Raw genomic sequence first — 22,872 nt, forward strand, 5'->3', positions numbered from 1 at the left:
CCACGCGAACCGACGGCGCAGGCACACGCAGGAGGAGCGCCATGAAGAAGCAGAGGGTCCTGGTGGCCTACGGCAGCAAGCACGGCGCCACGGCCGGCATCGCCCAGGAGATCGGCCGGACCTTGGACCAGGACGGGTTCGACGCCGTCGTCGTCCCCGCCGCAGAGGTACAGGACGTGTCGGACTTCGACGCCGTCGTTCTCGGCAGCTCGCTCTACGAGGGCCACTGGCACCGCGCTGCCTCGCGCCGCCACCCACAGGCACACCGGCACCGCTGCCACCAGCAGGACGAGGGCAGCTGCGGCCCAGGCGTTCATGACGCCCTCGCCGCACCGTCGGTGACGACGCGCTCCACGGGGCCCGGCGTTGTGCCGAGCGCGTGTACCAGCACCTCGTCCGGCTCGCCGATCTCCAGGACGCACGTGTCTTCTCGCACCGTACCGCCCACAGCTGCCCCTCTCGTCCCCAGCCGACTGGTCTTGAGTCATCGTCATTCTTCGGAGCCGCACCAGCCGACAGCCGCCCGGCCGACCGGCACGAGACCTGCCACCCGCACGGAGCAGTGGCGCCGTGCGGGTGGCAGGTCGACCAGCCTCGCGGTCAGTCAGTCCGGTGGTTCGTGCGGGCGGGGCTCGTGGGGCAGCGACGGCTCGGGGTGGTTCCCAGGCTCGGGTTCGGATCCACCGGGGCGGCCCGGCAGGGGCGGGTCGGCGGGAGGCTCGGGTGCCCCGGGAGGCTTGGGCGGATCAGGCGGCACCGGCGGCCGGCCCGGGTCCGGCGGTGCGGGCGGAGCCGGCGGAGCGGGCGTGGGGGTGATGTCCGGGTCAGGCGGGACGGGGACGGAAGCCATCCTGCTCCTCCTTGGTCAGTGGCCGAGGGCGTCGAAGAACTGCGGCTGCCCGCCGGACTGCTTCCGCCGCGGCGGCGATCCCTTGGGAGGCTTGCTGCTGGATGCTGCGGGGGTGGGCCCGGTCGTCGAAGCGCCCGTGTGCGCCGAAGTCCTGCCAGGAGTCCACCGGTTCGAAGAGGTTGCCCGGACCGTCGATGCGCCGGCGCTCGCCGGTCTGCTGCGAGTCGAAGCCGGTCCGGGCCAGGTAGCGGTCCAGCAGCCCGGGGGCGATCGCGTTCGCCACCAGGGTGGCCACCGTGCTGGCGCCGACCCAGTACTCGCGCCGCCGGGGATGGTCGGCGGCGAACACGACGGCGCGGGCGGCGACTTCGAGCTCGGGTCCGGCGACACCCTCCTGCTGTACACCGACGGCCTCATCGAGCGGCGGGACTGCTCCGTGGAGGACTCGCTCGCCAACCTCCTCAGCCTTACGCAGAGCAACCGCGCTTCCGACGGCCCGGACGACCTGGAACACAGGCTCGACCACCTGCTGCGGTACACCGACGCGGACACCGACGACGACACCTGCCTCATCGGCGTGCGGGTCGGCTGACCCGCCACACCGTGGCCCAGCCGCCGCGCCACACCGAGGCAGTCCGGTCACGCTCGACCTCCGTGTACCGGGCGATCGAGCAGCCGAGTCGTCGTGGACCAGGGCGGGACCGGGTGTGCGCGTCTTTGGGCTCGGCTGATGGTCCTCTGGTGTTCCGGCGCGGCGTCGGTAACATGAGGAATCCTCACATTACCGCCAGGAGGCTGCCATGCCGGATCGCTTCGACCTGCCGGCGGGGTTCCGCTGGGGTGCCGCCACCGCCGCCTACCAGATCGAGGGGGCGGTGGACGAGGACGGCCGCGGCCCGTCCGTCTGGGACACCTTCACCGCCCGCCCCGGCGCCGTCCGCGACGGGCACACCGGTGCGGTGGCCTGCGACCACTACCACCGGTACCCCGAGGACATCGCCCTGATGAGGGGCCTCGGGCTGGACGGCTACCGCTTCTCCATCGCCTGGCCCCGCGTCCTGCCCACCGGCGCCGGCAAGGTCAATGAGGCCGGACTCGCCTTCTACGACCGCCTGGTCGACGCCCTGCTCGAGGCCGGCATCGCCCCGCTGCCCACCCTCTTCCACTGGGACCTGCCCCAGGCGCTCGAGGACACCGGCGGCTGGCTCAACCGCGACACCGCCTACCGCTTCGCCGAGTATGCGGCCGTCGTCACCGACCGCCTGGGCGACCGCGTTCCCACCTGGATCACGCTCAACGAGCCCTTTGTCCACACGGTCTTCGGCTACGCGCTGGGCACCCACGCCCCCGGCCGCACCCTGATGTTCGAGGCGCTCCCGGCCGCTCACCACCAGCTCCTCGCCCACGGCCTGGCCGCGTCCCTGCTCCACGATCGCGGCCTGGAGGTGATGCTCTCCAACAACCTCACCCCGGTGGAGACGGCCTCCGACTCCGCCGAAGACGCGGCCGCCGCCAAGGCCTACGACGCCCTGCACAACCGCCTGTTCACCGACCCCGTCCTCCTCGGCCACTACCCTGACCTCTCCGCCCTCGGCGTGCCCGAGGACATCTTCGGCGCCGTCCGCCCCGGCGACCTGGACCTCGTCCACGCCCCCGGTCTCGACGGCCTCGGCCTCAACTTCTACAACCCCACCCGCGTCGCCGCCCCCACCGAACCCGGGCTGCCCTTCAACCTCGTCGACATTCCCGACGCTCCCCACACCGCCTTCGGCTGGCCCGTCGTCCCCGTCGCCCTCACCCGACTCCTCCTCGGCCTCCGCGATACCTACGGCAAGGCCCTCCCGCCCGTCACCATCACCGAGAACGGCTGCTCCGTCACCGAGGAGACCGTCCCCGACCAGCCCCGCATCGACTTCATGTCCGCCCACCTCGACGCCCTCGCCCAGGCCGCCGCCGAAGGAGTCGACGTCCGCGGCTACTACACCTGGTCCCTCCTCGACAACTTCGAATGGGCGGAGGGGCTGTTCCGTCAGAGGTTCGGTCTGGTCCACGTCGACTTCGCGACGCAGCGGCGCACGCCGAAGGCCTCGTACGCCTGGTACCGAGACCTGATCGCTGCCCACCGGGCGCGGAGTGCAATGTAGAGCTCGGTAACTTCTTTGCGATATCGGCGAGTTGGGAAAGCTCGTGACTGGTGGTTACGGTCCTCCTGTCATGACAGCCTGTTCGACGGGCCGAAGCCCGCCTCATGCGGGCACCTGCTCCAGCGCGACTCCGGGTGCTCGCACTCCTTGAAGAAGCTGCCCATGCCGCGGGTGAGGCCTGTGGTCGCCATGTGGTCGGAACCCCCGGGGGGCCGTTCGTCGCCTACTCGGCGCGGTTCCTGATCGAGGCGCGGAAGCCGGGAGCTCCGGCGTAAAGGGCGCAGTAGCGTTACGTCGATATGACAAGTACGCTGCGTGTCGCTGGTTGAACACCATGCGGGCCTGGCCGCCGCTCCGTGGGGGGAGTCACGTCCAGGCCCGGCCGCCGGCCAGGTCCCGGTTGGGCTCGTGGGGGAGCTTCAGCCGGGCCCGCCGGTGGGTGAGGGTGTTATGCCCGGTCGAACAGTGGTTCAGTCATGACATACAGTCAGTATTTCGGCGGCGCCTGGGGTGTTGTCGCTCCGCCCGCGGGGGCGGGGTCGGCCGCGGGCCTCAGCGCTGCGCTGCCGGGCCGGAGTTGGCGGCGTCCCGGTCGGCCGGTTCGGCCTGCTCCGTCGCTTTGGTCCGGTCCGAAGGTTCGGTCGGCGCCGAGGTCGTGAGCGTTCGCTGGGTGAGCGCGAGGGTCGGCCTCAGCACCAGCACGGCGGCGCAGGCCGCGGTGACCGCCGCCATCACGATCAGCAGCGTCCGGTAGTCGAACCGGTCGATGAGGACCGTGCCGGCGGCGAGCGACAGTGACTGCGGGACCAGCACCAGCATCGTGCACGTGGCGTTGACACGGCCCTGGAGCCGGGACGGCGTGTGGAGCTGCGCCGCGGACGACAGCACCACCATGGTCCAGGTGAGCGCGACCCCGTCCGCGACCCCGTCCGCGACCTCGCCCGCGACCTCGCCCGCGACGACGAACGCCAGGTGCGGCACGCAGTAGGCGAGCGCCGCCAGCGTGAACGCGAAGATCCCGAGGCCGGCGGTGCGCGCCATGCCGACCCGCCGGATCAGTGCGGAGACCGTGAGGCCGCCGATCACCGCGCCGACGCCCTGGACGGCGTTGAGCGTGCCGAGCGCCGAGGGCGGCCGGCCCAGCCCCTCGTCCACGACCGCGAACATGACGGTGTGGCTCAGGCCGATGACGCAGAACGCGCAGGCCGCGGCGTAGCCGATCTGGGCCAGCACCGGTGTGGCGCTGATGTGCCGGATGCCCGCGAGGGCGCTGCGGAGGAAGGGCTCGTGGGACGGCTCCGGTCCGACCGACTCCTCGAGGAGACAACACGTGGACTGGGAACGCCTGAGCGAGCGCCCCGGGCTGGATCCCTACCTCCAGGAGCCGGCGCTCTTCCTGGACGCCCACTTCGCCCGCACCTTCGGGCTGCTCTGGCCCGAGAACGACCCCGTCGTCCCCCGGGGCGCGGGCGGGCCGCCGGGCACGGCACTGGCCGGGTACGTCGCCGCGGGCCTCACCGCCCTGCTGGGCTGGAAGGTCGAGCACGCCACCGGTGCCCGCCTGCCATACGGCCACGTCCTGGTGATCCAGTCCGCCGGATCGAGCCGCTGGACGCTCCGGTCCCCGGGTGGCCCCGCCGCCGAAGTCCCCACCCTGGGCGGCGAGGCCCTGTACCTCCCGCCCGGCTACCGGGCCGGCGCCGTTCACAGTGACGACGCGAGGCACGTCATCCTCGTGGTCACCGATCCCGGGGAGGAGTCGCCGGCGCCCCCTCCTGCCGCGCCGGCGGCCTGAGCCCCGCAGGACCGAGTGCCGCGCGGTAGCGTTACGTGGATATGGCATGTACGCTGCGTGTCGCTGGTTGAACACCATGCGGGCCTGGCCGCCACTCCGTGGGGGGAGTCACGTCCAGGCCCGGTCGCCGGCCAAGGGCCCGGTTGCGCTTCGTGGGGGAGCTTCAGCCGGGCCCATCGGTGGGCTATCGATGGTATGCCCAGCCCGATGGTGTTTCAGTCATGACAAGCGGTCAGGGTCGGCCCGTCTTCGAATGTTTGAGCGCGGGGCCCGGTCGGCTGGTTCACGGAAGCCCGCCTCCGCGAGTACCCGGTTTCGGCCATGGCGTTCGGCGGGTGGCCTGGGAGGCTGTCTTGTGGCCGGCGGGCGGTGGCCGCTTCCATGGCCGGATGGGCCGACCTGATCTCGTTCTCCTGACCGATCACAGCTCGACCGAAGGCAGTCGGGAGGTGCTTGCCGCCGCCGCACGGGCGTTGACCGGGCGGGAGCCCGTGCACGTGGACGCCCGGCCGTTCATGGACGGTGGCGGCGGTCGGATCGAGGCCGACGGCGCGGACGGGTTCCGGCTGGTGACGGACGGTCGGGCGGTGGCCGCCGACGCGGTGGTCGTGTACGAGATCCCGCCGCACCGGCGCCGAGCGTTCGAGGACTGCCAGCGGCTGCTGCGCGGCCACGGTGCCCGCTCGCTCGGCACCGACGCCGAGGCGTGGCGGGCCGCCACCGAGAAGGACTCCACCGTCGCGAGCTTCGTCCGGGACGGCGTCCCGCACATGCCCAGCGTCGCGTTCTCCCGGCCGAGCCCGGAGGCCGCCGCCGAGGCCTTCGAGGAACTCGGCGGCGACGTCTGGGCCCGGCCCTGCGTCGGGATGGGCGGCGACGACGTCTTCCATGTCACCACCCATGCCCAACTCGCCGCCGCCGCACGGTACTACGCGCAGACGGGGGCGGAGTGGCTGATCGCCCGCGACGCCCGCAACTTCCTGCCGGACGGCCGGCGCCACCAGTTCCGGGTGGTGGTGCTGCACGGCCGCGTGGTCCGCGCGGTCGAGCACGTGCAGGCGGACCCGGACGCCCCGTGCAACGAGTGCCGTGGCGCCGTGTCCACCCTGCTGGACGACGGTGAACTGCCGGACAAGCTGGCCGAGTTGGCCATCAGCGCGACCGCTTCCCTGGGTCTCGACCTGGCGGGCGTGGACCTCGCCGCCGAGAGCGGCGGCGTGGTCTTCGAGGTCAACGTCCACCCCGCCTTCGGCCGGCGCGCCCTGGAGCAGGTGGCGCTGCCCTACGTCGCCGCGCACCTCGGCGAGTAGCGCCCGCCGCCGGGAGCGGCCCGGCACGGAGCCGGTTCAGCTCCGCAGGACGGCGCCCAGCACCGACGGGCGGAACAGCAGCGACGGCGGCTCCACCAGGGACATCACCTCGTGGAAGGCCGCGGTGACCACCGGGTCGCGGGTGGCGCCGGCCAGCACCTTGTCCAGGAAGCGGTGCTGGAGCTTCAGCAGGGCGCCGGAGGGCGCGCCCGTGGTGGTGGCGAAGCGGGCGTCCTCGGCACAGGACATCACCCACGGGTTCTTGGACACCGCCGCGATGGCGCGCCGCGCGTCCCGGGCCGCGGCGTGGCCGATGCCGCCCTGCCGTAGCGCGGTGCGGCGCAGCGCCTGGGCGCAGAACAGGGCGACGGTGACGCCCTGGCCGTACACCGGGTTGAAGGTGCTCGCGGCGTCGCCCACCACCACCAGGCCGTCCGGGCAGCTGCGGTCGTAGTGCCGCCGCACGCCCGGGCCGGGGACGAAGCCGCGCACCTCGCCCGCCGGTTCGGCGTCCCGCAGCGCTTCGCGGAGCAGCGGGTCGCGCAGCCCGGCCAGGTGCCGGGTGAACCCCTCCTCGCCGGGTTCGGGTTCGGCGCCGCGCATCCCGGCGAGGCTGACGATCCAGCGGTCGCCCTCGACCGGCAGCAGGACGCCCATCCGCGGCGCGTCCGGGGCCTTGGTCTGCAGGTAGACGGCCTGGCCGCCGAGGTCGACCCCGGCCGGGCGGTGGAAGAGCCGGGAGGTGTACGCGACGCCCGCGTCCACCCGCTCCTCGGGCGCCGGGCGGCAGCCCAGTTCGGTCAGCCACTTCGGCACCGAGGTCGAGCGGCCCGCCGCGTCCACCACCAACTCGGCCGGGAGGTCGCGGACTTCGCCGCGCTCCGGGCCCCGTTCGCGGATCTTCACCCCGGTCACCGTCCCGGCCGACCCGAGCAGGCCGACCACGTCGGTGCCCTCCAGGAGCTCGATCGAGGACTCGGTGCGGACCCGGTCCAGGACGAGCTGGTCCAGCACCGGCCGGGTGCAGGAGAGGAAGGCCATCCGCGCCGGGTACTCGGCCATCCACCCGGCGGAGCTGAGCCACTTGACCTCCGAGGTGGTCACCCGGATCGCGCCCGCGGCCATCAGCTCCTGCTTGATCCCGGGCATCATCTCCTCCAGCGCCCGGTGCCCGGCCTCCAGTATCAGGTGCGCGTGCCGGCCCTGCGGCACCCCGGCCCGGAACGCCGCCTCCGCCGGGTAGTGGTCCCGCTCCACCACGACGATCCGCTCGGCCTGGCCGCGCAGCGCCCAGGCTGCCGCCAGCCCGGCCAGCCCGCCGCCTACCACCACCGCCGTGCCCCGCCCGGGGGCCCTCTCCGAAGAACTCATGGCACGTAGCGTAGTGGTGCGTGCCGACCTCCGTAACCGCTTCACCTGGACGAACATCCTCGTAGCGGGCGCCTGTTGACACTCCCTGACACCCCCCGGGTCGCGGGCGCTAAGGAAGCGTCAAGAACGGTGCCCGGCGGTGTCAAGGAGGCGTCAGGGAGCGCTCTACCCGGGGTGGTGTGGCACTAGCGTCGCGCGGCGGAAGAGAGATCAGTAGCGAGAAGCGGCAGACAGAAACGGTTCTGCGTTCGGGTTCGCCGGTTATGTCCGGGGCACCGGCGGGCCGTGCCACGGGGGAAAGGGACGTGTGGTCATGACGACCTCCACAGAGCACAGGGACGGGGCGGCGGCCACCTCGAAGGAGGAAAGCCCGCCCGAGACGGCGGAACCCGTCCCGCCGGGCGCCCTCGCCCGCCTCGTCCGGGGCGCCCGTACCGTCGGCAGCCGGGCCCACTGGACCACCCCGCGCCTGGTGCGCGGCCTCACCGCGCTGAGCCTGGCCGCCCTGCTCGGCCTCGGGGTGACCGCCACCGTGGTGCTCGCCGGGGCCCGCGACGGGACCGACACCATCGGCCACCGGGCCGCCCCGCAGGCCACCCGCGCCGCCGACCTGTACTTCGCGCTGAGCGACATGGACGCCCAGGCCGCCAACCTGCTGCTGGTCGGCGCCGACCCCGAGTACACGACGCTGCGCACACAGACCCTGGACACCTACGAGCAGCGCCGCGCCCAGGCCGACGACGACCTCCAGCAGGCCGCCCAGGCGGCGACCGACGACCAGGCCGGGCAGCGCGCCGTCCAGCTGGTGCTCGGCCGGCTCGGCAGCTACGAGGCCCTGGTGGCCCGGGCGCAGCTGCTGGAGGAGCAGGCCGGGTCGCCGGCCGGTCAGCCCTCGCCGGCCGCGCTGGAGACCTACCGGCAGGCCACCGACCTGCTGCGCGGGCAGCTGCTGCCCGCCGCCGACCAGGTCACCGTCGCCAACGACGCCGCCGTCGAGCGCGTCTACCAGCAGCAGCGCGACGCGCTGGGCAGCGGCTGGTGGTGGCTGCTCGCCGTCGGCCTGCTTGCCCTCGTCGTGCTGCTCGGGCTCCAGCGCGCCCTCGCCGTGCGCTACCGCCGGGTGGTCAATCCGGCGCTGGCCGCCGTCACGCTGCTGACCGGCGCGGTGCTGGTGATCGGGCTGAACCTGGCGGGCCGGGCCGAGGACCACCTGGTGACCGCCAAGAGCAACGCCTACGACTCGGTGATCGCGCTCAGCCGGGCCCGCGCCGTCGCGTACGACATGAACGCCGACGAGAGCCGCTACCTGATCGACCCGACCCGTGCCGTCGCGTACGAGCAGGTCTTCCTCGAGCAGACCCAGGCGATCGCCCGGATCGAGGGCGCCACCCTGGCGGACTACAACGCCCGGCTGGCGGACGCGGCCGAGCGCCACCGCGCCGACCGCGCGGTGGTCCCCTTCGGCGGCTACCTCGGCAGCGAACTGCGCAACGTCACCTTCGCGGGGGAGCAGGACGCCGCCGAGCGCGTGCTGGACACCTTCCGGCAGTACCAGGCGACCGACCGCAGGATCCGCGACCTGCGCACCGCCGGGAAGCTCAAGGAGGCGGTCACGCTCAACACCGGCCTCTCGAAGGGGCAGTCCAACTACGACTTCGAGCAGCTGGGCAACGCGATCGGGGACACCATCGCGATCAACGCCGCCGCGATGGACCGGGCGGTCGCCGAGACCGACGGCGACCTGGACGGCACCACCGCGGCCCTCGCGGCGGGTGTGCTGGCGGTGGCGCTGGGCCTGACCGCGATCGGGGTGCGGCCCCGGCTGCGCGAGTACCGGTAGCCGGAGGCGCGGTCGGCTTCAGCGGAGCCGCTGGTCCTCGGTCTCAGCGGAGCCGCCGGTACTCGGCGTCCGGGTCGAGTTGGCGCCGGTACTCGACGTGCAGCCGGACGGTGCCGTCCGGTCCGGCCAGCCCGGCGAGCGGGCCCCGGCCGGCCGGCAGCGGGCGCGGCCGCGGCCACTGCTGGGCGAGGACGGCGAGCGCGGTGCCGTCGGCGCCGCGCACCACCCAGGTGGCGCGGCCGCCGCCGATCAGTGGCAGCCGGGGCCGGGGGAGCCCGAGGGCGGTGAGGGCCGCCGGGACGTCGAGGCCGTCGGGGAGGGCGGCCGTCGCGGTGTGCGGGGCGTCCACGTCGTCGCCGGCGGCGACGCTGTCCCGGGTGAGGAGGATGCGCATGACGCGAGGTTAGCTCGCGGCGGAGCTCACCCGGGTGCCGGATTGACAAGCCACCTTGCCGTACCGGCAAATGGCAGGCATGGTCGACGAAGACTTCGAGAGCGTCCTCACCACGGTGGGTCCCCGGTTGCGGGCCCTGCGCCGGGAGCGGGGCACCACGCTCGCCAAACTGGCCGCGGCGACGGGCATCTCACTCAGCACCCTGTCCCGGCTGGAGTCCGGGCAGCGCAAGCCGACCCTGGAGCTGCTGCTGCCGCTGGCCCGGGAGTACCGGGTGCCGCTGGACGAACTGGTCGGCGCACCGGCCACCGGCGACCCGCGGATCCATCCGCGCCCGGTGACCAGGAACGGCCAGACGATCATCCCGCTCACCCGTCACCTGGGCGGGATGCACGCGTTCAAGCACATCGTGCCGCCGGGCCGGAACACCGAGCCGGAGCCGGAGTTGAAGGTCCACGAGGGCTACGAGTGGCTGTACGTGCTGTCCGGCCGGCTGCGGCTGGTGCTCGGATCGCGCGACCTGGTGCTGACGGCCGGTGAGGCCGCCGAGTTCGACACCCGCACCCCGCACGCGTTCGGCAACGCGGGCCCGCAGCCGGTGGAGTTCCTGAGCCTGTTCGGCCCGCAGGGCGAGCGGATGCACGTCAGGGCGCGCCCGGGAACCTCTGTTCGGTAGGTTCGTTCCTGACAGGGGGTCTCCGTTGGGGCTCCCGTCAGGCCGTCGGGAGGGGCCGAGAACATGAGTGTGCAGCAGAGCGCGGAGTCCGGCGAGAGCGGCGGAGCCGGGGAGCGCGACGAGGCCGAGGACGGCCGGGCGGCCGGGGGCGGGGGCGTGCGCGCGAGCGCGGGGCCCGGTGCGGGGTCGGGCGCGGGGTCGGGCGCGGAGCCTGGTGCAGGGGAGGATCCGGACAAGGGAGCGAAGCGCCCGCGGAAGAAGCGCCCGTTCTGGCAGGAGCTGCCGATCCTGCTGGTGATCGCCCTGCTGCTCTCGCTCGGCATCAAGACCTTCTTCGTGCAGGCCTTCTCCATCCCGTCCGGGTCGATGGAGCAGACCCTGGCGATCGGTGACCGGGTGCTGGTGGACAAGCTCACCCCGTGGTTCGGCGCGGAGCCGGAGCGCGGGGAGGTGGTGGTCTTCCACGATCCGGGCGGCTGGCTGGAAAGCACGCCGACCACCTCCGGCGACTCCGTCATGGACTCCGCCCGGAAGGCGCTGAGCACCGTCGGCCTGATGCCCTCGGCGGACGAGAAGGACCTGATCAAGCGGGTGATCGGGGTCGGCGGGGACACCATCCAGTGCGAGGCGGGCGGCCCGGTGAAGGTGAACGGCTTCGCGCTGGACGAGCCGTACCTGTTCCCCGGTTCGACGCCCTGCGACGACGACCCGGTCGGCACCATCACCGTGCCCAAGGGCAAGCTCTGGGTGATGGGCGATCACCGCAACAACTCGCGGGACTCCCGCTGGCACCACAACGTGACCGGCGACGGCTTCGTGCCGGTGGGCAACGTGATCGGCCGGGCCTTCGTGGTGGCGTGGCCGCTGTCGAACTGGTCCACCCTGCCCGTGCCGGGCACCTTCGACAAGGTGCCGGCGGGGGCGGCCGGGGCGGCCGGCGCCCCGTTCGAGGCGCCGCCCGCGTCGGCGGCGCTCGCGCTGGCCGGGGTCGTGCCGGTGGCGCTGTGGCGGCGCCGGCGGCCGGTGCGCACGGGCCGCTGAGCTGATCCGCCCACCGGCTCGGCCCGATTCGGCTCGGCCCGTTGGGGATTGGGTCGACCGGCTTCGACGAACCCCTCCCGCCGTTCTCTACACGCCTGTAGAGTCCCGAGGTGTGCTGTGCTGCACCTCCGGCCGCGACGGCCGCCCCGCACCGGGCGGCCGCCGCGGCCGAGGCCGGGTCGGGAGGCGGAGCCGTGATGGAGAGTCAGTGCGGTCCCCGGGGAGCCGAAGAGCCGGCGGACCGGGAGAATCGGGTGGACCGGGTCGACCCGGCGGACCGCGACGTCCAGTGGGTCTACCAGCCGGTCGAGGTGGACCTCGGCGACGGCGTCTGGGCGCTCGGCCGGATCAGCGGCTGGTGGCAGGACACGGCCGGCGGGCGCTGGTGCCGGCTGCGGGTCGGTCGCAGCGGTCGGCCCGCGCGCTGGGAGAGGTTCGACCCGGCGCGGGTGCTGTTGTTACCGGTCGCGGGGCTCTGAACAGCCCGGCCGCAACTCCTTGGCGGAACCGTCGGGCGGCCCCTGTCGTCCCTGGGAGCGACCGCCGACATGCCACTTCAGCGACCGGGGACGACGTGACTTCGGAGATCTACTTCAGCAGCAACTACCGCGACCTGTGCGAGCAGCACGGCACCGGCGCGGGCTTCCAGTTCGAGTTCTCCTGCTACCGCTGCTCGGACACCTGGCGTTCGCCGTTCGAGGCGTTCCGGACCGGCCAGATGGCCGGGTGGATCGGCAAGGGCGTCAGCGCGGCCTGGAACCTCATCGGCGGCAACGCCAACACCATCAGCAACGCCGCCGACGGCCTGGCCGGTCAGACCTGGGGCGGCTCGCGGGACGCCGCCTTCCAACGGGCGATCGCCAACGCCCAGACGCACTTCAACCGGTGCGCCCGGTGCACCCACTACGTCTGCGGCCGCTGCTTCAACCCCGCCCAGGGCCTCTGCTTCAGCTGCGCCCCGGACACCGCGGCCGAGGCGACGGCGGCGCAGCACCGCGGCCTCAACGACGCGGTCAGCGACCGCGCGTACAAGGCGGGGCAGCAGTCGGGCGCCGCGTTCGACGTCGACGCGCCGCGCCAGCTGGTCTGCCCGCAGTGCCACACCGAGACGCACGGCACGCCGTTCTGCCCGGGGTGCGGCTTCCGGCTGGCGCAGGCCGTCCAGTGCGCGAGCTGCCACCAGGACGTTCCGGACGGTGCCGCCTTCTGCCCGTCCTGCGGGACGAGACGCTGACACGGAGTCGGCGCGGAGGGCGAGACGGCGGGGCGACCCCGGGACGGCGGTCCGGGGCCGCCCCGCCGTCGTGTGCGGGGGAGCGGCCGCGGGCCGCCGCTCAGCCGTACGAGACGTTGGCGCAGGGGTCGTCGTCCGCCGAGCGGGCGGTGCCGCTGACGCTGGTGGGCAGCGGGGCCGGGGTGGTGGCGCCGGGGGCCGAGGTGGCGGCGGTCGCCGGGTTGGCGGCCGCGAAGTCGTGGCCGAGGACGACGTTGACGCCCCGGCCGCCGGGCTGGACGGTCGCGCCCGGGAACAGCTTGGCGACCGCCTCGGCGGAGCCGCGCTCGCCCGCGCCGTATTCGACGACCGTGGTGCTGCGGGCCTTCCCGGTCGCGTTGCCGACGGTGGTGACGGTGTATCCGGCGCCCTTGACGGCCTCCGCGGCCTTGCCGCCGAGCCCGGCTTGGCCGGTGCTGTTGAGCACGGAGACCTTGATGTCGGCGGCCCTGGCGGCATCCGTGGTCGGGGTCTCGGACGGGGTGGGTGTCGCCTCGGCGGCGGATCCGGAGCCGGCGGGCGCGCTCGCGTCCTGGCCGTCGATGGTGCGGTCGGCCTTGAGGGCGGCCCAGAGCTGGTCGACGTCCGGGTGGACCAGGGCGACCCGCGGTCCCTCGTAACGCCAGGGCGTGGTCAGGAACTTGACGTCGTGCAGGTCCACGTTCTTGAGGGACATGGCGAAGTCGAGCAGTTTGGCGGCCGAGCCGAGGTCGGGGTCGACGGTCAGCGACTTGGTGGCCGCGTCGGCGAGCGGCAGCAGGGTGGTCGGGTCCATGCCGCGGGACTTGATCTCCTTGATGAGGGAGGAGAGGAAGGCCTGCTGGCGCTTGGTGCGGCCGATGTCGGAGCCGTCGCCGATGCCGTGGCGGACCCGGACGTAGTCGAGCGCGGTCTGGCCTTCGACCTTCTGCTTGCCCTTGGCGAAGATCAGCTTGCCCTTGTGGCCCAGATTGGGGTTGAGGTCCCCCTCGTGGATGTCGTTCGGGAGGCAGACCTCGACGCCGCCGACCGCCTTGGTCATCGAGGCGAAGCCGTTGAAGTCCACCACGATGGTGTGGTCGACGCGCAGGTTGGTCAGCTTCTCGACGGCGTTCTGGGTGCAGGCCGGGTTGCCCTGCTCGGTGTTGCCCACGGAGAAGGCGCTGTTGAACATCACATTGGTCTGCTCCTTGGTCCACTTGCCGCCGGGCAGCTTGCACGGCGGGAGGTTGACCAGGGAGTCGCGCGGGATGGAGATGCCGACGGCGTGCTTGTGGTCGGCGTAGACGTGCAGCAGGATCGCGGTGTCCGAGCGGGCGCCGCCGTCCCCGCCGCCGCCCAGGTCGCTGTTGCCGTTGCCACGGCTGTCCGAGCCGATCAGCAGGACGTTCACCGGGGTCCGGCCCTGGGCGTCCGGGGCCGCGGCCTCCGGGCGGTCCTTGCTGACGGCGTCGCGGTCGAAGGTGGAGATGTTGCTGTCCAGGCGGTAGTAGAGGGCGCCACCGGCGAGGAGCACGAGCGCGGTGCAGCCGGCGGTCGTCCAGAGCACCTTCTCCTTGGTGCTGCGCTTGGGCTTCTTCTTCGCCCGGCTCGCCGGACGGCCGTCCGCGGTATCCGCTGTGTCCTTTTCGCCCCGATCCGGAGTGGCCTTTCGGCTCGCCGCCCGGCGTCCGCCCGCCCGGTTCGGCGAAATCTCGGCGTCGGGGGAACCCTTGCGGCCAGACACGTCGTCATCCTCCACAGTTGCCACGGAGCCCCCGTCGGAGCGGTGGGCTTGCGTGGCCCGGGGCCGGAGCCGATCCGGGCGAGGGCCCGTCGCCAAACTTTTACACCGCTGTAGAACTTCAGTGGAGCATACTAGGCGCAGATGAGAAAACCAGCTGGTCAGACCATGAGAATTGGCTGACCGGGCTCATCCACACCACCCCGAACCCGCACGAGGAGCACGATGACTCACCGGATCGCACGTTCGATAGCCGGCGCCCTGGTGGCACTGCTGGCCGCCGCAGGCCTCACCGCCGCGGCGTCGAGCGCGACGGCCGTGGCCGCACCCCGAACCGTCGCCGCTGCCGCGTCCGGCCCCGGCGCACCGGCCTACGCGGGCCGGGCCACCGCCGCACCGGCCGCCTCGTCGATCGCCTCGTCCGTCGCCCCGTCGAGCAGCGATGCCTCGCACCTCGCGGCCAAGGACACCAAGAAGAAGAAGGGCTTCCTCGCCAAGCTGGGCAAGTTCTTCCTGGTCGTGATCATCCTGATCATCCTCTTCTTCGTGCTCCTGATCGTCGGGATCATCTACGCCGCGAAGCGGATCTTCAGCCGCCGCAAGTAGGCACAGTTCGCCGACACTCCCGTCCGGGCCGGCTCGACACCGGCTCACCGACGTTGATGCGGAGCCGCCCCCGAGGGCGGCTCCGCGCACGACCTGCCCAGCCGTACGGCTAGTGTCCGGTCACGTCCTTCATGGCGTCCTTGGCCTTGCGGCCGGCCTGGGCGATGTCGCCCTTGACCTGGTCGCCTTTTCCTTTGGCGATGAGTCGTTCATTGCCGACCGTCTTGCCAGCGGCTTCCTCGACCTTGCCCTTGGTCGTGGTCGCGGTGTGCTTGGCCTTCTTGCCGACACTCATGGTGTCCTCATTCCTCGAGGAGACGGGATCCATTGACGCGTATGCCCCGGGTCGGCGATTTCAGACCCGTGGCCTGCGGAAATGTGAAGCCCGAGCCGGTCCGCGAGCCGGCGGCGCCGCGGTAGGTCGCGGTCGGTCGGGGTCAGTCGGGGGCGAGGAGGGGGCCGAGCGGGCCGAGGTCGATGTTGAGGTCGTCCGGGGTGAGACCGAAGTGCTCGCGCAGCTCGTCGACGCGTTGTTCCAGGGCCATCAGGGTCAGGCCCAGGGACTCGACCTGGTCGTCGTCGAGGTCTCCCTGGTCGATGCGACGCAGGGCCTGGCGCTCCATGAGCTGGTGGACCAGCTCGACCAGGGCCAGGACCAGGCAGGTGAGGTCGCGGGCGACGGTCTCGGGTTCCAGCGGGACACGGCGGGCGGCCTGGGGTTGTGTGTCGGGCGCGCTCACGTCGGCTCCTGGTCGGTGGCTTGGGTCGCGGCGCGGACCGAGGCGATCATGGCGCGCAGGCTGATCCGCACGAGGTCCACATCGGCGATGGACAGGGTGATCTCGCCCGCGATGACGACCCCGCCGGCGAGCAGACGGTCCAGCAGGTCGACCAGGGCAACGTTCCGCTCGGGCACGGTGGGCGGCAGCCCGGGCCGGGCGGTGGGGGGTAGGGAGCCGGTGGTCATCGCTGCTCATCGCCGGGTTGGACAGCCGCGGTGAAGGAGTAGGGCGGCCAGGGGCCGGTCGTCTCCAGGCGCAGGCCGGGAAAGCGGGCGGACAGCGCGTCGACGGCCGCGTGGAAGGCGGCCGTGCGGGCCTGCTCGACGAGGTAGGCGCCGTTGAGGACCATGGGCTCGGTACGGCCGACCGTTTCGGGCCGCTGCAGGGGGTGGCGGGTTGCCTCGGCGGCGGCCTGCGCGAGCGCGGTGTGGACGTCCTGGGCGTCGTCCGCGGCCTGCTGCCGGTCCTGCTCCCGGCGGTGGTGCTGGGCCTGGCGGCGCAGGAGGTAGGCCGTGCCGGGGCGCGCCGCCGGATCCTGCCGGGTATCGCCGCTCTCGGCGGCGGCGTCGGGCGTCGGGCCGGCGAGCCTGGCGTAGGCCTTGACACCCCACTCGACGCGCCCGGTGACGCGCCCGAGTGAGGCGAGCAGTTCGTCGTGGTGCCGCTCGAGCATGGCGGCCGCCCGCCGGTCGTCCCGGTAGAGGGTGGCGAAGCGCAGGGGCAGCATCGGGGCCGTACGGGCGAGGGTGTCGACCACGCGGTGGTGCGCGCGGACGGCGTGCTCCAGCCAGGCGGCGTCCGCGAGGTGCGCGCGGAGCGGCTCCTCGTCGAAGTCTCCCCGGGGCACACTGCCGGCCAGCGCGGTCAGGTCCGGCGCGGCGATGGCGCGCAGCGTTTCGCCGGCCACACCGGTGAGACCGGGCGGGGGTGTGCATCCGGCGTCGGCGATGGCGTAGAGCCAGGTGTTGGTCGGCGGCTGGGTGCTCATGAGGGGTCGATCCGGGGCGTGCGCCGGGTGCGGGTGGTCTTGCGGGCGGGGCGGGGGGCGGCCACCTGCTCGGTAGCGGCGTCGGTGGCACTGGAGTCGTCGGTGGCACTGGAGGCGTCGGTGGCGGCGGACAGGCTGTGGGAGGCCTCGAGTTGGCCGAGGCGCTCGCGGAGGAGCCGGTTCTCGGTGGCGAGGTCGCGCCGGCCGGAGGAGAGACTCGGGTCGTGCTCCCACCAGTCGATGCCCATCTCGCGGGCCCGGTCGACCGAGGCGATGAGCAGGCGGATCTTGATCGTGAGGAGCTCGATGTCCAGCAGGTTGATCCGGATGTCCCCGGCGATGACGATGCCCTTGTCGAGCACCCGCTCGAGCAGGTCGGCCAGATTCGCGGACTGCGGAGCCGCGGAGGTCCTCGGCAGGTGCGACAGCGGGCCGGCGCCGCCGTAGCCGCTCAACTCACTCATGACAGCTCCTCGTTCGCCCGGCCCCGGTGATAGCGGCGTTCCCTGCGGTAGGAGACGAGCTCGCCCTCGGGATCCAGCACGACCTGGTAGACGGCCAGGATGTCGGTCGAATCGGGAATGCGGTGTGCCTCCAGCACCTCCACCCCCACCTGCCAACCGTCCTGGGTGCGGTCGAGCGAGGCGACGCCCTCCGGGCTGCGCCCGGTGAGGTCCTGGACGCAGATGGCCGCACGCACGGCGGCGCCTCGCGCGTCGAGCCGGTCGGCGGAAGGGGCACGGCGCCGGGGTGGTGCGGCGGGGTGCTCGGTCTCCTCCTGCGGCTCGGGGGAGCGGCGGCGGGGTGCGTGCCGCGTCGGATCGGACGTGGCGCGGCGCCGAGGGGCCGGGGCCTCGTCCTTCCGATCGGGCTTGGACGTGGGGCGGCGCCGAGGGGCCGGTGGTTCGTCCTCCCGATCGGGCGCGGACGTGGGGCGGCGCCGAGGGGCCGGGGCCTCGTCCTCCCGATCGGGCGCGGGCGCGGCCCGCCGCCGTGGCCGGGTGGGCTCGGAGTCCGCGGCGGGGCGGCGGCGCCGTGGAGGCTCCTCCGTGTCCCGGGGCGGGGCGGAAGGGCGACGGGGGCGTGGCTCGCGTTCGGGCATGGTCTACACCTCCAGGCCTCCGGCGGCGCCTTTGGCCTGCCACAGGCGCTGTACGAGTTCCTCCTCCTGCGCGGCGGCGTCCTCCTCACCGATCGTGCCGTTGGCGCGGGCTTCCTCCAGTTCGGCGAGCTGGGCGCGGATGGCCGTGGGGTCGGTCAGCTCCCGGCGGGCTTGCTCGTAGAGCTGTTCCGCCACCCAGACGACGCCGCGTACAGGGGCCAGGGGAAGGGTGAGCAGTCCGGTGATCAGACCCATGGCTAGGGCGCCTCCTCCGCGGGTGCGGCCTCGGCCACGGCGTCGGTGGCGAAGTCGTAGGGGGCGAGCGGGCCGAGCAGGCGTGTGGTGATGTACCCCGCCCAGTCGCGGGCGAGGTCTTCCGCGGCTGCTTCGAACGCGTCCCAGTCGGTCTTGGCGACGAGGAAGGACGCGCTGACCGCCTGGTCGCCGGACCCGTCGGCGGCGGGCGAGGCGTTGACGGCCGCCGCGAGCGGCGCGAGGCGTTCCAGTGCGATCGCGGTGTCGGCCTCCCGGTGGGCGGCGATCTCGTTCGCGATCATCTCGCCGAGACGCACCCGGTCGTAGTAGGCGGCCTCCTCCGGGAGGGCGGTGACCTCCTCCCGTAGCCGGGCGATGTCCTCTCGGTCGGTGAGTACCGTTCGCAGGATGCGGTCCTGCTGGTAGATCGCGCGCAGGGTGAACTGGGCGGTGTCGCGCAGGCCTTCCAGTGCGCGCAGGAATTCCTCCTCGTGGGGGGCGAGCAGGTCGTCGGCCACGGCCGACACGTCGCGGACCACCGCACCGAAGCGCAGCGGCAGCACCGCCGCGTGGGCTGCCACGGTGTCCAGGACACGCGCGTGGCCCCGCAGGTCGGCCGCGGTGCCCAGCGGTCGGTCGGTCACCACATCGCTGACCAGCGCCGCGATGCCCCGGTGTCGCACCAGGGTGACCGGCACGGGCGGGTCACCGATCCCCTCCAGTCCTGAGGGGTCGGCGCCCGCCGGCACGATGCCGTAGACGTAACAGGCCCGTTCGTCGGCGGGTGCACGGCCGTTCATCACTCGCGCTCCCTACGCTGGGTGCGCGAGCGGGTCCGGGGCCGTTCCTTGGGCTCGGGCTCCTCCTCGTCGTTCCCCGTGACCCGGTCGATCACTTCGCCGACCGTTTCCTTGACGCCTTCGAGCGCGCCTTTCGTCTTGCTCCGGGCCCCGCCCTGGCGCATGTTCTGCATCAGTTCGGGCAGCCCCTCGCTCTTGTCCTCCTTCAGGTCGAGGCGGTTGACCGCCTCGGCGAACCGCAGGTACGTGTCGACGCTGGCGACGACGATGCGCGCGTCGATGGTCAGCAGCTCGATCCCGACCAGGGAGACACGGATGTAGATGTCGATGACCAGTCCCTTGTCGAGGATCAGGTCGATGACGTCGACCAGACCGCTGGACGAGGGCCGGTCCAGGTAGTGGCTGGGACGGGGGGCGACGGTCATGACGGCTCACCTCACCCGTGCCGGCGCGCGCCTGCGGGCCCGTGGGACCGGTCGTTCGTCGGTGTCCGCCTGCGGGGGCTCCTCGTCCTCGTCCTCGTCCTCGGCGTCTTCGTCGTACTCGTCCTCGGCGTACTCCTCCGCCGGTTCCTCCTCGTCGTCGTACTGCTCGTCTTCGCTCTCGCGCTCCTGCTCCTCGTCCTCGCCATCCGGTTCGTCCTCCCATTCCTCCTCTGCGGCGTAGTCGTCCTCGGGCTCTTCCTGATCCTCGTCCTCCTGGTCCTGCTGGTCCTCCTCGTCGTACTCCCCGGGCTCCTCGTCGTACTCGTCCTCGCCTTCCTCGGCCGGTTCCTCCTCCTCGTCGTACTCGCCGGATTGCGGCTCCCGCTCGTCCTCGGAGTCGTCCTCGGCGTCGTATTCGGCCTCGTCCTCGTCCTCGGGTTCGTCCGCGGTTTCGTCGAAGCCGCCCTCGGCCTCTTCCTCTTCGAGGGCGTCCTCGTGGGAGCGCACGACCTCGCTGTCGCGGATCTCCCCGCGCCAGCCCTCGACCCCGTCCGGGTCGAGAATGGTGCGGGTCATCACGTGCCGGCGGAAGTGCTTGAGTTCGAGGCGTGTCCGCCGACCCTGGGCCCGCCACAGGTTGCCCGTGCGCTCGAACAGGCCCTTCGGGTGGTACTCGAGGACCAGGAGGATCTTGGTGAGGTTCGGCGTCAGCTCGTGGAAGGTGACGGTGCCGTCGGTGGAACCCTTCTCGCCCTGCGACCGCCAGACGATCAGCTCGTCCGGCACCTGCTCGATGATCGTCGACTCCCAGGTGCGGTGGGAGAGGAAGATCCCGGCCTTCCACTTGAGCTTCTCCTCGGACTCCTGAGACACGCTCTCCAGCCGTTTGGTGAAGCGGGGAAAGTCCTGGAACTGGGTCCACTGGTTGTAGGCGACCCGCACGGGGACACCGACCTCGATCTCCTCGACGATGTTGGTGACCTTGAGCTTGGCGCCCTTGCCTCCGCCTCCTCCCCCGCCGGTGAGCTTGTTGCCGACCATCTGCTTCACGCCTGCGGCTCCCGCACTCAGCAGAACCCGCATCGCGGACGTTCCGCCGCCCCCGCCCTGTTCACCGTGATCGTCGGAGGGACGACCGCCGCGCTCCACGTAGTCGGCGAGCCGGCCGGTGGTCTCCGCCACCTTGTCGCTCGCCACCGCGACGGCCCGTTCCCCCGCCGCGGTCGCCAACTCACGCGCCTGTTGCAGCAGCCGGTCGGTGGGCAGTGCCTCCAGCACCTCGCCCAGCCCGCCCAGGCCTCGGTCCTTGGTCTGCTCGGCCATCACCTTCACCCCCGCTTGCGCGCCGACGAGGCGCGCGTGCTCGTGGTCTTGCGCGCGGCGGTGGCGCTGCTCTTCTTCGCCGGCGCAGCCGCGCTCTTACGGCCGGTGGAGGAGGAGGCCGCGCTCTTACGGCCGGTGGACGAGGATGCGGCGGTCTTACGGGCCGAAGCCGACGCCGTCTTCTTCGCGGCCGCGGCCTTGCGTGGGGCGGCCGCCTTCTTCGCCGGAGCCTTCCTCTCCGGAGCCTTCGACGACGGAGCCTTTGACTCGCTCGACTTGCTCGCCGGTCGACCGGACGATGCCGCACTCTTGCGTGTCGTGCCGCTGCTACCGGTCGTACGGGAGCGTGAAGGGGTCGTCTTCGTCGCGGAGGCGGAAGTCCGCTTCGACGCGGACGGCGACGCGCGGCGCGGGGCCGACGACGTCGAGCGAGAGGTGGCAGCCCGGGAACGCGGCGCCCGCTGCTTCTTCGCGGTGCCGCTGTCGTGGGCCTGGTCCTCCTCGGGCTCCTCGTCCGGCTCTTCGTCCGGCTCCTCGCGCTCCTCGTCCGGCTCTTCGTCCGGCTCCTCCTTCTCCTCGTCGGGCTCTTCGTCCGGCTCTTCCGGCTCCTCGTCGCGTCCTGCGGTGCCCTCCCGCAGGTCCTCGGTGCGCCGCTGCAACTGGTCGGTCAGGGCGCTGACCCGGTTGCTCGCCGCCGCGATGGCCGCTTTCTTCCCCGCCTGGGCCAGTTCGCCGCGCACGTCGCCGGCCAGCTGACGAAGCTGGGGCGACGATTCCAGCACCTCACCGAGCAGCACCCCGGGGTTGGCATTCAGACGTTTTCCCGCCGCCATTCCGGCGAGGGCCAGCGCCCATCGGGCCTTGTGGAAGCGCCCGAGGACGTAGGCCGCGCCCAATGCGACGGCAAGTTTGGCGTTATTCATGATCGATGTCCCTGGAAGAGTCCCTGAAGCGGCCCCGGCCCTCTCCAGTGGGAAAGCCGCTCCACGGCCCGCCCGTTTACCCCGGCCCGGCCCCGACAAACAACCTAGGGTCACTGTGTCCGGCGCACCCGACTCGGCTGAGGGCCGAATCGGTCGACTGAATCGTTCGGGGCCGGGCCACTTGACTGGGCTTCAGATGTGTCTCTCGGTGCCGGATGCCTCTCAGCGCACCACGCCGTGACAGCACGTAACCTCCGTGCTGCCGGCGCTACCCCCTTGCCCGATGACCGCGGGGCAGGGGCGGGTCAGCGCAGCAGAGTGGAGAGGAGTTCGGCGATGGTGGGGCCGGCGTCGGCGGGGTGCCGCAGCTGTTTGCTGTCGATGACGCTGTAGTGGTTGGCGCGGCCGCGGCGCTCGTGGGTGAGGTACCCGGCCTGTTCGAGGTCGACGATGATGCGTTGGACGGCGCGTTCGGTGAGCAGGCAGCGGGTCGCGATGTCGCGCACGCGGATGCCGGGGTCGCGGGCGATCTGGACCAGGACGCGGGCGTGGTTGGTCAGGAAGGTCCAGTGCCGCTCGGTCCTGGTGCCGTTCTCCATGTCTCCACCATAGGACTTCCGCTTCACGACTGCCGAAACACGACAGCAGATTCGTGCAATGGTTGACATGCCCGGAGAACGGGCGAAGAGTGGGTGAGCCGCACTTCGCGTCGCGTCCGCAGTGTATTCGCACGGCGGCCTGTCGTTTGGAGATGGTTTGTGTGAACCCGATCAACAGGAAGGCACCGGGCGAGCTCAGGGTGAAGGGCGCGGAGAAGTGCTTGCTTGCCTGAAGTCGGAGACCGTCCGGGTCGGCGATGCCCTCGTGTGCTCCTTCAACGGGGACATGATCATGGACAGTGGGCCCATCGCCGCCCAGGCCCTGGACACCGCGCTCGACCGGCGCCCGGCTCTGCTCGCAGTCGATCTGGCCGGCGTCACGCTGTTCACCTCCACCGGCCTCAACCTGCTTCTCCGCACCCGCCGACGTGCGCTGGAGGCCGGCATCCCGCTCGTGCTGATCGCCCCGTCGCCGCGGACCCTGCGGGTCCTGGACATCACCGAGACCGCCACGCTGTTTCCCGTCCACGCCACCGCCGAAGACGCCGTCCGGAGGAGTCGGCCGCGTGGCCCGGGCCCGGTTCCTCTCAACTGACCCGGTGCGAGGGACCGGCGCTGGGGGTGCGGGTTCGCTGTCGGGGGACCGGGACCGGGACCGGGATCCACCGGGACA

Annotated in this window: 28 protein-coding genes and 1 pseudogene; 12 read left to right on the forward strand and 17 right to left on the reverse strand. The window is 72.4% G+C overall.

All coding sequences use genetic code 11. The annotated features are described in order from the left end of the window. Positions 1 to 41: 41 nt before the first annotated feature. Positions 42 to 230: pseudogene (locus ACZ51D_RS25305) on the forward strand (flavodoxin domain-containing protein); the annotation flags it as partial. A gap of 594 nt (positions 231 to 824) precedes the next feature. Here ACZ51D_RS25305 and ACZ51D_RS25310 read toward each other — a convergent pair. Then, the gene (locus ACZ51D_RS25310; RefSeq protein ID WP_465663650.1) at positions 825 to 1,199 is read right to left on the reverse strand and encodes a hypothetical protein; all 375 of its coding nucleotides are present in this window, start codon (positions 1,197 to 1,199) and stop codon (positions 825 to 827) included. On the opposite strand from ACZ51D_RS25310, the gene ACZ51D_RS25315 reads away from it, so the two are divergent. Continuing rightward, positions 1,182 to 1,442 (forward strand): SpoIIE family protein phosphatase, encoded by a 261-nt coding sequence (locus tag ACZ51D_RS25315; protein ID WP_465621809.1) that lies wholly within the window; start codon positions 1,182 to 1,184, stop codon positions 1,440 to 1,442. The genes ACZ51D_RS25310 and ACZ51D_RS25315 overlap by 18 nt on opposite strands. A gap of 208 nt (positions 1,443 to 1,650) precedes the next feature. Further along, the gene (locus ACZ51D_RS25320) at positions 1,651 to 2,994 is read left to right on the forward strand and encodes a GH1 family beta-glucosidase (RefSeq protein ID WP_465663589.1); all 1,344 of its coding nucleotides are present in this window, start codon (positions 1,651 to 1,653) and stop codon (positions 2,992 to 2,994) included. Positions 2,995 to 3,546: 552 nt separating this feature from the next. Here the strand turns inward: ACZ51D_RS25320 and ACZ51D_RS25325 are convergent. Beyond that, positions 3,547 to 4,227, reverse strand: coding sequence for an MFS transporter (locus tag ACZ51D_RS25325; protein ID WP_465663590.1), 681 nt, complete (start codon positions 4,225 to 4,227; stop codon positions 3,547 to 3,549). Between the two features lie 97 nt (positions 4,228 to 4,324). Here ACZ51D_RS25325 and ACZ51D_RS25330 point away from each other — a divergent pair, with 97 nt between their 5' ends. Both ACZ51D_RS25330 and ACZ51D_RS25335 read left to right on the forward strand, forming a co-directional pair. Then, positions 4,325 to 4,789 carry a hypothetical protein gene (locus tag ACZ51D_RS25330; protein ID WP_465663591.1) on the forward strand — a complete coding sequence of 155 codons (465 nt, stop codon included), beginning with the start codon at positions 4,325 to 4,327 and terminating at the stop codon, positions 4,787 to 4,789. Positions 4,790 to 5,178: 389 nt separating this feature from the next. Beyond that, positions 5,179 to 6,099, forward strand: coding sequence for an ATP-grasp domain-containing protein (locus tag ACZ51D_RS25335; RefSeq protein WP_465663592.1), 921 nt, complete (start codon positions 5,179 to 5,181; stop codon positions 6,097 to 6,099). 36 nt (positions 6,100 to 6,135) lie between these two features. Here ACZ51D_RS25335 and ACZ51D_RS25340 read toward each other — a convergent pair whose 3' ends face one another. Then, positions 6,136 to 7,470 carry an NAD(P)/FAD-dependent oxidoreductase gene (locus tag ACZ51D_RS25340; protein ID WP_465663593.1) on the reverse strand — a complete coding sequence of 445 codons (1,335 nt, stop codon included), beginning with the start codon at positions 7,468 to 7,470 and terminating at the stop codon, positions 6,136 to 6,138. A 313-nt stretch (positions 7,471 to 7,783) separates the two neighbouring features. Here ACZ51D_RS25340 and ACZ51D_RS25345 point away from each other — a divergent pair, with 313 nt between their 5' ends. Then, positions 7,784 to 9,310: a hypothetical protein gene (locus ACZ51D_RS25345; protein WP_465663594.1), complete on the forward strand. Its 1,527-nt coding sequence runs from the start codon at positions 7,784 to 7,786 to the stop codon at positions 9,308 to 9,310. Positions 9,311 to 9,353: 43 nt separating this feature from the next. On the opposite strand, the gene ACZ51D_RS25350 is transcribed toward ACZ51D_RS25345, so the two are convergent. After that, positions 9,354 to 9,704 (reverse strand): hypothetical protein, encoded by a 351-nt coding sequence (locus ACZ51D_RS25350; protein ID WP_465621823.1) that lies wholly within the window; start codon positions 9,702 to 9,704, stop codon positions 9,354 to 9,356. 79 nt (positions 9,705 to 9,783) lie between these two features. Here ACZ51D_RS25350 and ACZ51D_RS25355 point away from each other — a divergent pair, with 79 nt between their 5' ends. The 4 genes from ACZ51D_RS25355 to ACZ51D_RS25370 all read left to right on the forward strand — a co-directional run bounded on the left by ACZ51D_RS25355 (position 9,784) and on the right by ACZ51D_RS25370 (position 12,655). Beyond that, complete coding sequence (locus tag ACZ51D_RS25355; protein ID WP_360500253.1) at positions 9,784 to 10,380, forward strand: helix-turn-helix domain-containing protein; 597 nt, start codon at positions 9,784 to 9,786, stop codon at positions 10,378 to 10,380. A 63-nt stretch (positions 10,381 to 10,443) separates the two neighbouring features. After that, positions 10,444 to 11,421: a signal peptidase I gene (gene lepB / locus ACZ51D_RS25360; RefSeq protein ID WP_465663595.1), complete on the forward strand. Its 978-nt coding sequence runs from the start codon at positions 10,444 to 10,446 to the stop codon at positions 11,419 to 11,421. A 254-nt stretch (positions 11,422 to 11,675) separates the two neighbouring features. Beyond that, entirely contained in the window at positions 11,676 to 11,900 is a 225-nt protein-coding gene (locus tag ACZ51D_RS25365; protein WP_360500259.1) for a hypothetical protein, read from the forward strand. A gap of 95 nt (positions 11,901 to 11,995) precedes the next feature. After that, a complete protein-coding gene (locus tag ACZ51D_RS25370; RefSeq protein ID WP_465621827.1) occupies positions 11,996 to 12,655 on the forward strand; it encodes a double zinc ribbon domain-containing protein in 660 nt (219 codons plus the stop codon). A 100-nt stretch (positions 12,656 to 12,755) separates the two neighbouring features. Here the strand turns inward: ACZ51D_RS25370 and ACZ51D_RS25375 are convergent, their stop codons facing one another. Further along, positions 12,756 to 14,399 (reverse strand): LCP family protein, encoded by a 1,644-nt coding sequence (locus ACZ51D_RS25375; RefSeq protein ID WP_465663596.1) that lies wholly within the window; start codon positions 14,397 to 14,399, stop codon positions 12,756 to 12,758. A 222-nt stretch (positions 14,400 to 14,621) separates the two neighbouring features. Between ACZ51D_RS25375 and ACZ51D_RS25380 the strand changes: the two genes are divergently transcribed. Continuing rightward, entirely contained in the window at positions 14,622 to 15,002 is a 381-nt protein-coding gene (locus tag ACZ51D_RS25380) for a hypothetical protein (RefSeq protein ID WP_465621830.1), read from the forward strand. A 109-nt stretch (positions 15,003 to 15,111) separates the two neighbouring features. On the opposite strand, the gene ACZ51D_RS25385 is transcribed toward ACZ51D_RS25380, so the two are convergent. From ACZ51D_RS25385 to ACZ51D_RS25440, 12 genes are all read right to left on the reverse strand, one after another. Further along, positions 15,112 to 15,297 (reverse strand): CsbD family protein, encoded by a 186-nt coding sequence (locus tag ACZ51D_RS25385; protein WP_465621832.1) that lies wholly within the window; start codon positions 15,295 to 15,297, stop codon positions 15,112 to 15,114. Positions 15,298 to 15,439: 142 nt separating this feature from the next. Next, positions 15,440 to 15,742, reverse strand: coding sequence for a gas vesicle protein K (locus ACZ51D_RS25390; protein WP_360500273.1), 303 nt, complete (start codon positions 15,740 to 15,742; stop codon positions 15,440 to 15,442). Continuing rightward, positions 15,739 to 15,969, reverse strand: coding sequence for a gas vesicle protein (locus tag ACZ51D_RS25395; protein ID WP_465663597.1), 231 nt, complete (start codon positions 15,967 to 15,969; stop codon positions 15,739 to 15,741). The genes ACZ51D_RS25390 and ACZ51D_RS25395 overlap by 4 nt, the downstream gene beginning before the upstream one ends. Further along, the gene (locus ACZ51D_RS25400; RefSeq protein ID WP_465663598.1) at positions 15,966 to 16,772 is read right to left on the reverse strand and encodes a GvpL/GvpF family gas vesicle protein; all 807 of its coding nucleotides are present in this window, start codon (positions 16,770 to 16,772) and stop codon (positions 15,966 to 15,968) included. Before ACZ51D_RS25400 ends, ACZ51D_RS25395 begins: the two co-directional genes overlap by 4 nt. Next, on the reverse strand, positions 16,769 to 17,236 hold the full coding sequence (locus ACZ51D_RS25405) for a gas vesicle protein (protein WP_465663599.1): 468 nt from the start codon (positions 17,234 to 17,236) through the stop codon (positions 16,769 to 16,771). The genes ACZ51D_RS25400 and ACZ51D_RS25405 overlap by 4 nt, the downstream gene beginning before the upstream one ends. Continuing rightward, entirely contained in the window at positions 17,233 to 17,472 is a 240-nt protein-coding gene (gene gvpO / locus ACZ51D_RS25410; RefSeq protein WP_396289086.1) for a gas vesicle protein GvpO, read from the reverse strand. The genes ACZ51D_RS25405 and gvpO overlap by 4 nt, the downstream gene beginning before the upstream one ends. A gap of 405 nt (positions 17,473 to 17,877) precedes the next feature. Continuing rightward, positions 17,878 to 18,129: a gas vesicle protein GvpG gene (locus ACZ51D_RS25415; RefSeq protein ID WP_360500283.1), complete on the reverse strand. Its 252-nt coding sequence runs from the start codon at positions 18,127 to 18,129 to the stop codon at positions 17,878 to 17,880. 2 nt (positions 18,130 to 18,131) lie between these two features. Further along, positions 18,132 to 18,929: a GvpL/GvpF family gas vesicle protein gene (locus ACZ51D_RS25420; RefSeq protein ID WP_360500286.1), complete on the reverse strand. Its 798-nt coding sequence runs from the start codon at positions 18,927 to 18,929 to the stop codon at positions 18,132 to 18,134. Next, the gene (gvpJ, locus tag ACZ51D_RS25425) at positions 18,929 to 19,354 is read right to left on the reverse strand and encodes a gas vesicle protein GvpJ (RefSeq protein WP_360500288.1); all 426 of its coding nucleotides are present in this window, start codon (positions 19,352 to 19,354) and stop codon (positions 18,929 to 18,931) included. Before gvpJ ends, ACZ51D_RS25420 begins: the two co-directional genes overlap by 1 nt. A 6-nt stretch (positions 19,355 to 19,360) precedes the next feature. Then, positions 19,361 to 20,677 (reverse strand): SRPBCC family protein, encoded by a 1,317-nt coding sequence (locus tag ACZ51D_RS25430; RefSeq protein WP_465663600.1) that lies wholly within the window; start codon positions 20,675 to 20,677, stop codon positions 19,361 to 19,363. Between the two features lie 5 nt (positions 20,678 to 20,682). Further along, a complete protein-coding gene (locus tag ACZ51D_RS25435; protein WP_465663601.1) occupies positions 20,683 to 21,600 on the reverse strand; it encodes a hypothetical protein in 918 nt (305 codons plus the stop codon). Positions 21,601 to 21,905: 305 nt separating this feature from the next. Further along, on the reverse strand, positions 21,906 to 22,199 hold the full coding sequence (locus ACZ51D_RS25440; protein WP_465621842.1) for a helix-turn-helix transcriptional regulator: 294 nt from the start codon (positions 22,197 to 22,199) through the stop codon (positions 21,906 to 21,908). A gap of 217 nt (positions 22,200 to 22,416) precedes the next feature. Here ACZ51D_RS25440 and ACZ51D_RS25445 point away from each other — a divergent pair, with 217 nt between their 5' ends. Then, the gene (locus tag ACZ51D_RS25445; RefSeq protein ID WP_465663602.1) at positions 22,417 to 22,794 is read left to right on the forward strand and encodes an STAS domain-containing protein; all 378 of its coding nucleotides are present in this window, start codon (positions 22,417 to 22,419) and stop codon (positions 22,792 to 22,794) included. Positions 22,795 to 22,872 lie beyond the last annotated feature (78 nt).

The sequence above is a fragment of the Kitasatospora sp. NPDC033851 genome (assembly GCF_055576085.1).

Coding starts and splice junctions, on each gene's coding strand:
- ACZ51D_RS25315 (WP_465621809.1), top strand. CDS start 1,182: ATGGTCGGCGGCGAACACGACGGCGCGGGCGGCGACTTCGAGCTCGGG.
- ACZ51D_RS25320 (WP_465663589.1), top strand. CDS start 1,651: ATGCCGGATCGCTTCGACCTGCCGGCGGGGTTCCGCTGGGGTGCCGCC.
- ACZ51D_RS25335 (WP_465663592.1), top strand. CDS start 5,179: ATGGGCCGACCTGATCTCGTTCTCCTGACCGATCACAGCTCGACCGAA.
- ACZ51D_RS25340 (WP_465663593.1), bottom strand. CDS start 7,470: ATGAGTTCTTCGGAGAGGGCCCCCGGGCGGGGCACGGCGGTGGTGGTA.
- ACZ51D_RS25345 (WP_465663594.1), top strand. CDS start 7,784: ATGACGACCTCCACAGAGCACAGGGACGGGGCGGCGGCCACCTCGAAG.
- ACZ51D_RS25350 (WP_465621823.1), bottom strand. CDS start 9,704: ATGCGCATCCTCCTCACCCGGGACAGCGTCGCCGCCGGCGACGACGTG.
- ACZ51D_RS25355 (WP_360500253.1), top strand. CDS start 9,784: ATGGTCGACGAAGACTTCGAGAGCGTCCTCACCACGGTGGGTCCCCGG.
- lepB (WP_465663595.1), top strand. CDS start 10,444: ATGAGTGTGCAGCAGAGCGCGGAGTCCGGCGAGAGCGGCGGAGCCGGG.
- ACZ51D_RS25380 (WP_465621830.1), top strand. CDS start 14,622: ATGACTCACCGGATCGCACGTTCGATAGCCGGCGCCCTGGTGGCACTG.
- ACZ51D_RS25385 (WP_465621832.1), bottom strand. CDS start 15,297: ATGAGTGTCGGCAAGAAGGCCAAGCACACCGCGACCACGACCAAGGGC.
- ACZ51D_RS25395 (WP_465663597.1), bottom strand. CDS start 15,969: ATGACCACCGGCTCCCTACCCCCCACCGCCCGGCCCGGGCTGCCGCCC.
- ACZ51D_RS25400 (WP_465663598.1), bottom strand. CDS start 16,772: ATGAGCACCCAGCCGCCGACCAACACCTGGCTCTACGCCATCGCCGAC.
- ACZ51D_RS25405 (WP_465663599.1), bottom strand. CDS start 17,236: ATGAGTGAGTTGAGCGGCTACGGCGGCGCCGGCCCGCTGTCGCACCTG.
- ACZ51D_RS25415 (WP_360500283.1), bottom strand. CDS start 18,129: ATGGGTCTGATCACCGGACTGCTCACCCTTCCCCTGGCCCCTGTACGC.
- ACZ51D_RS25420 (WP_360500286.1), bottom strand. CDS start 18,929: ATGAACGGCCGTGCACCCGCCGACGAACGGGCCTGTTACGTCTACGGC.
- gvpJ (WP_360500288.1), bottom strand. CDS start 19,354: ATGACCGTCGCCCCCCGTCCCAGCCACTACCTGGACCGGCCCTCGTCC.
- ACZ51D_RS25430 (WP_465663600.1), bottom strand. CDS start 20,677: ATGGCCGAGCAGACCAAGGACCGAGGCCTGGGCGGGCTGGGCGAGGTG.
- ACZ51D_RS25435 (WP_465663601.1), bottom strand. CDS start 21,600: ATGAATAACGCCAAACTTGCCGTCGCATTGGGCGCGGCCTACGTCCTC.
- ACZ51D_RS25440 (WP_465621842.1), bottom strand. CDS start 22,199: ATGGAGAACGGCACCAGGACCGAGCGGCACTGGACCTTCCTGACCAAC.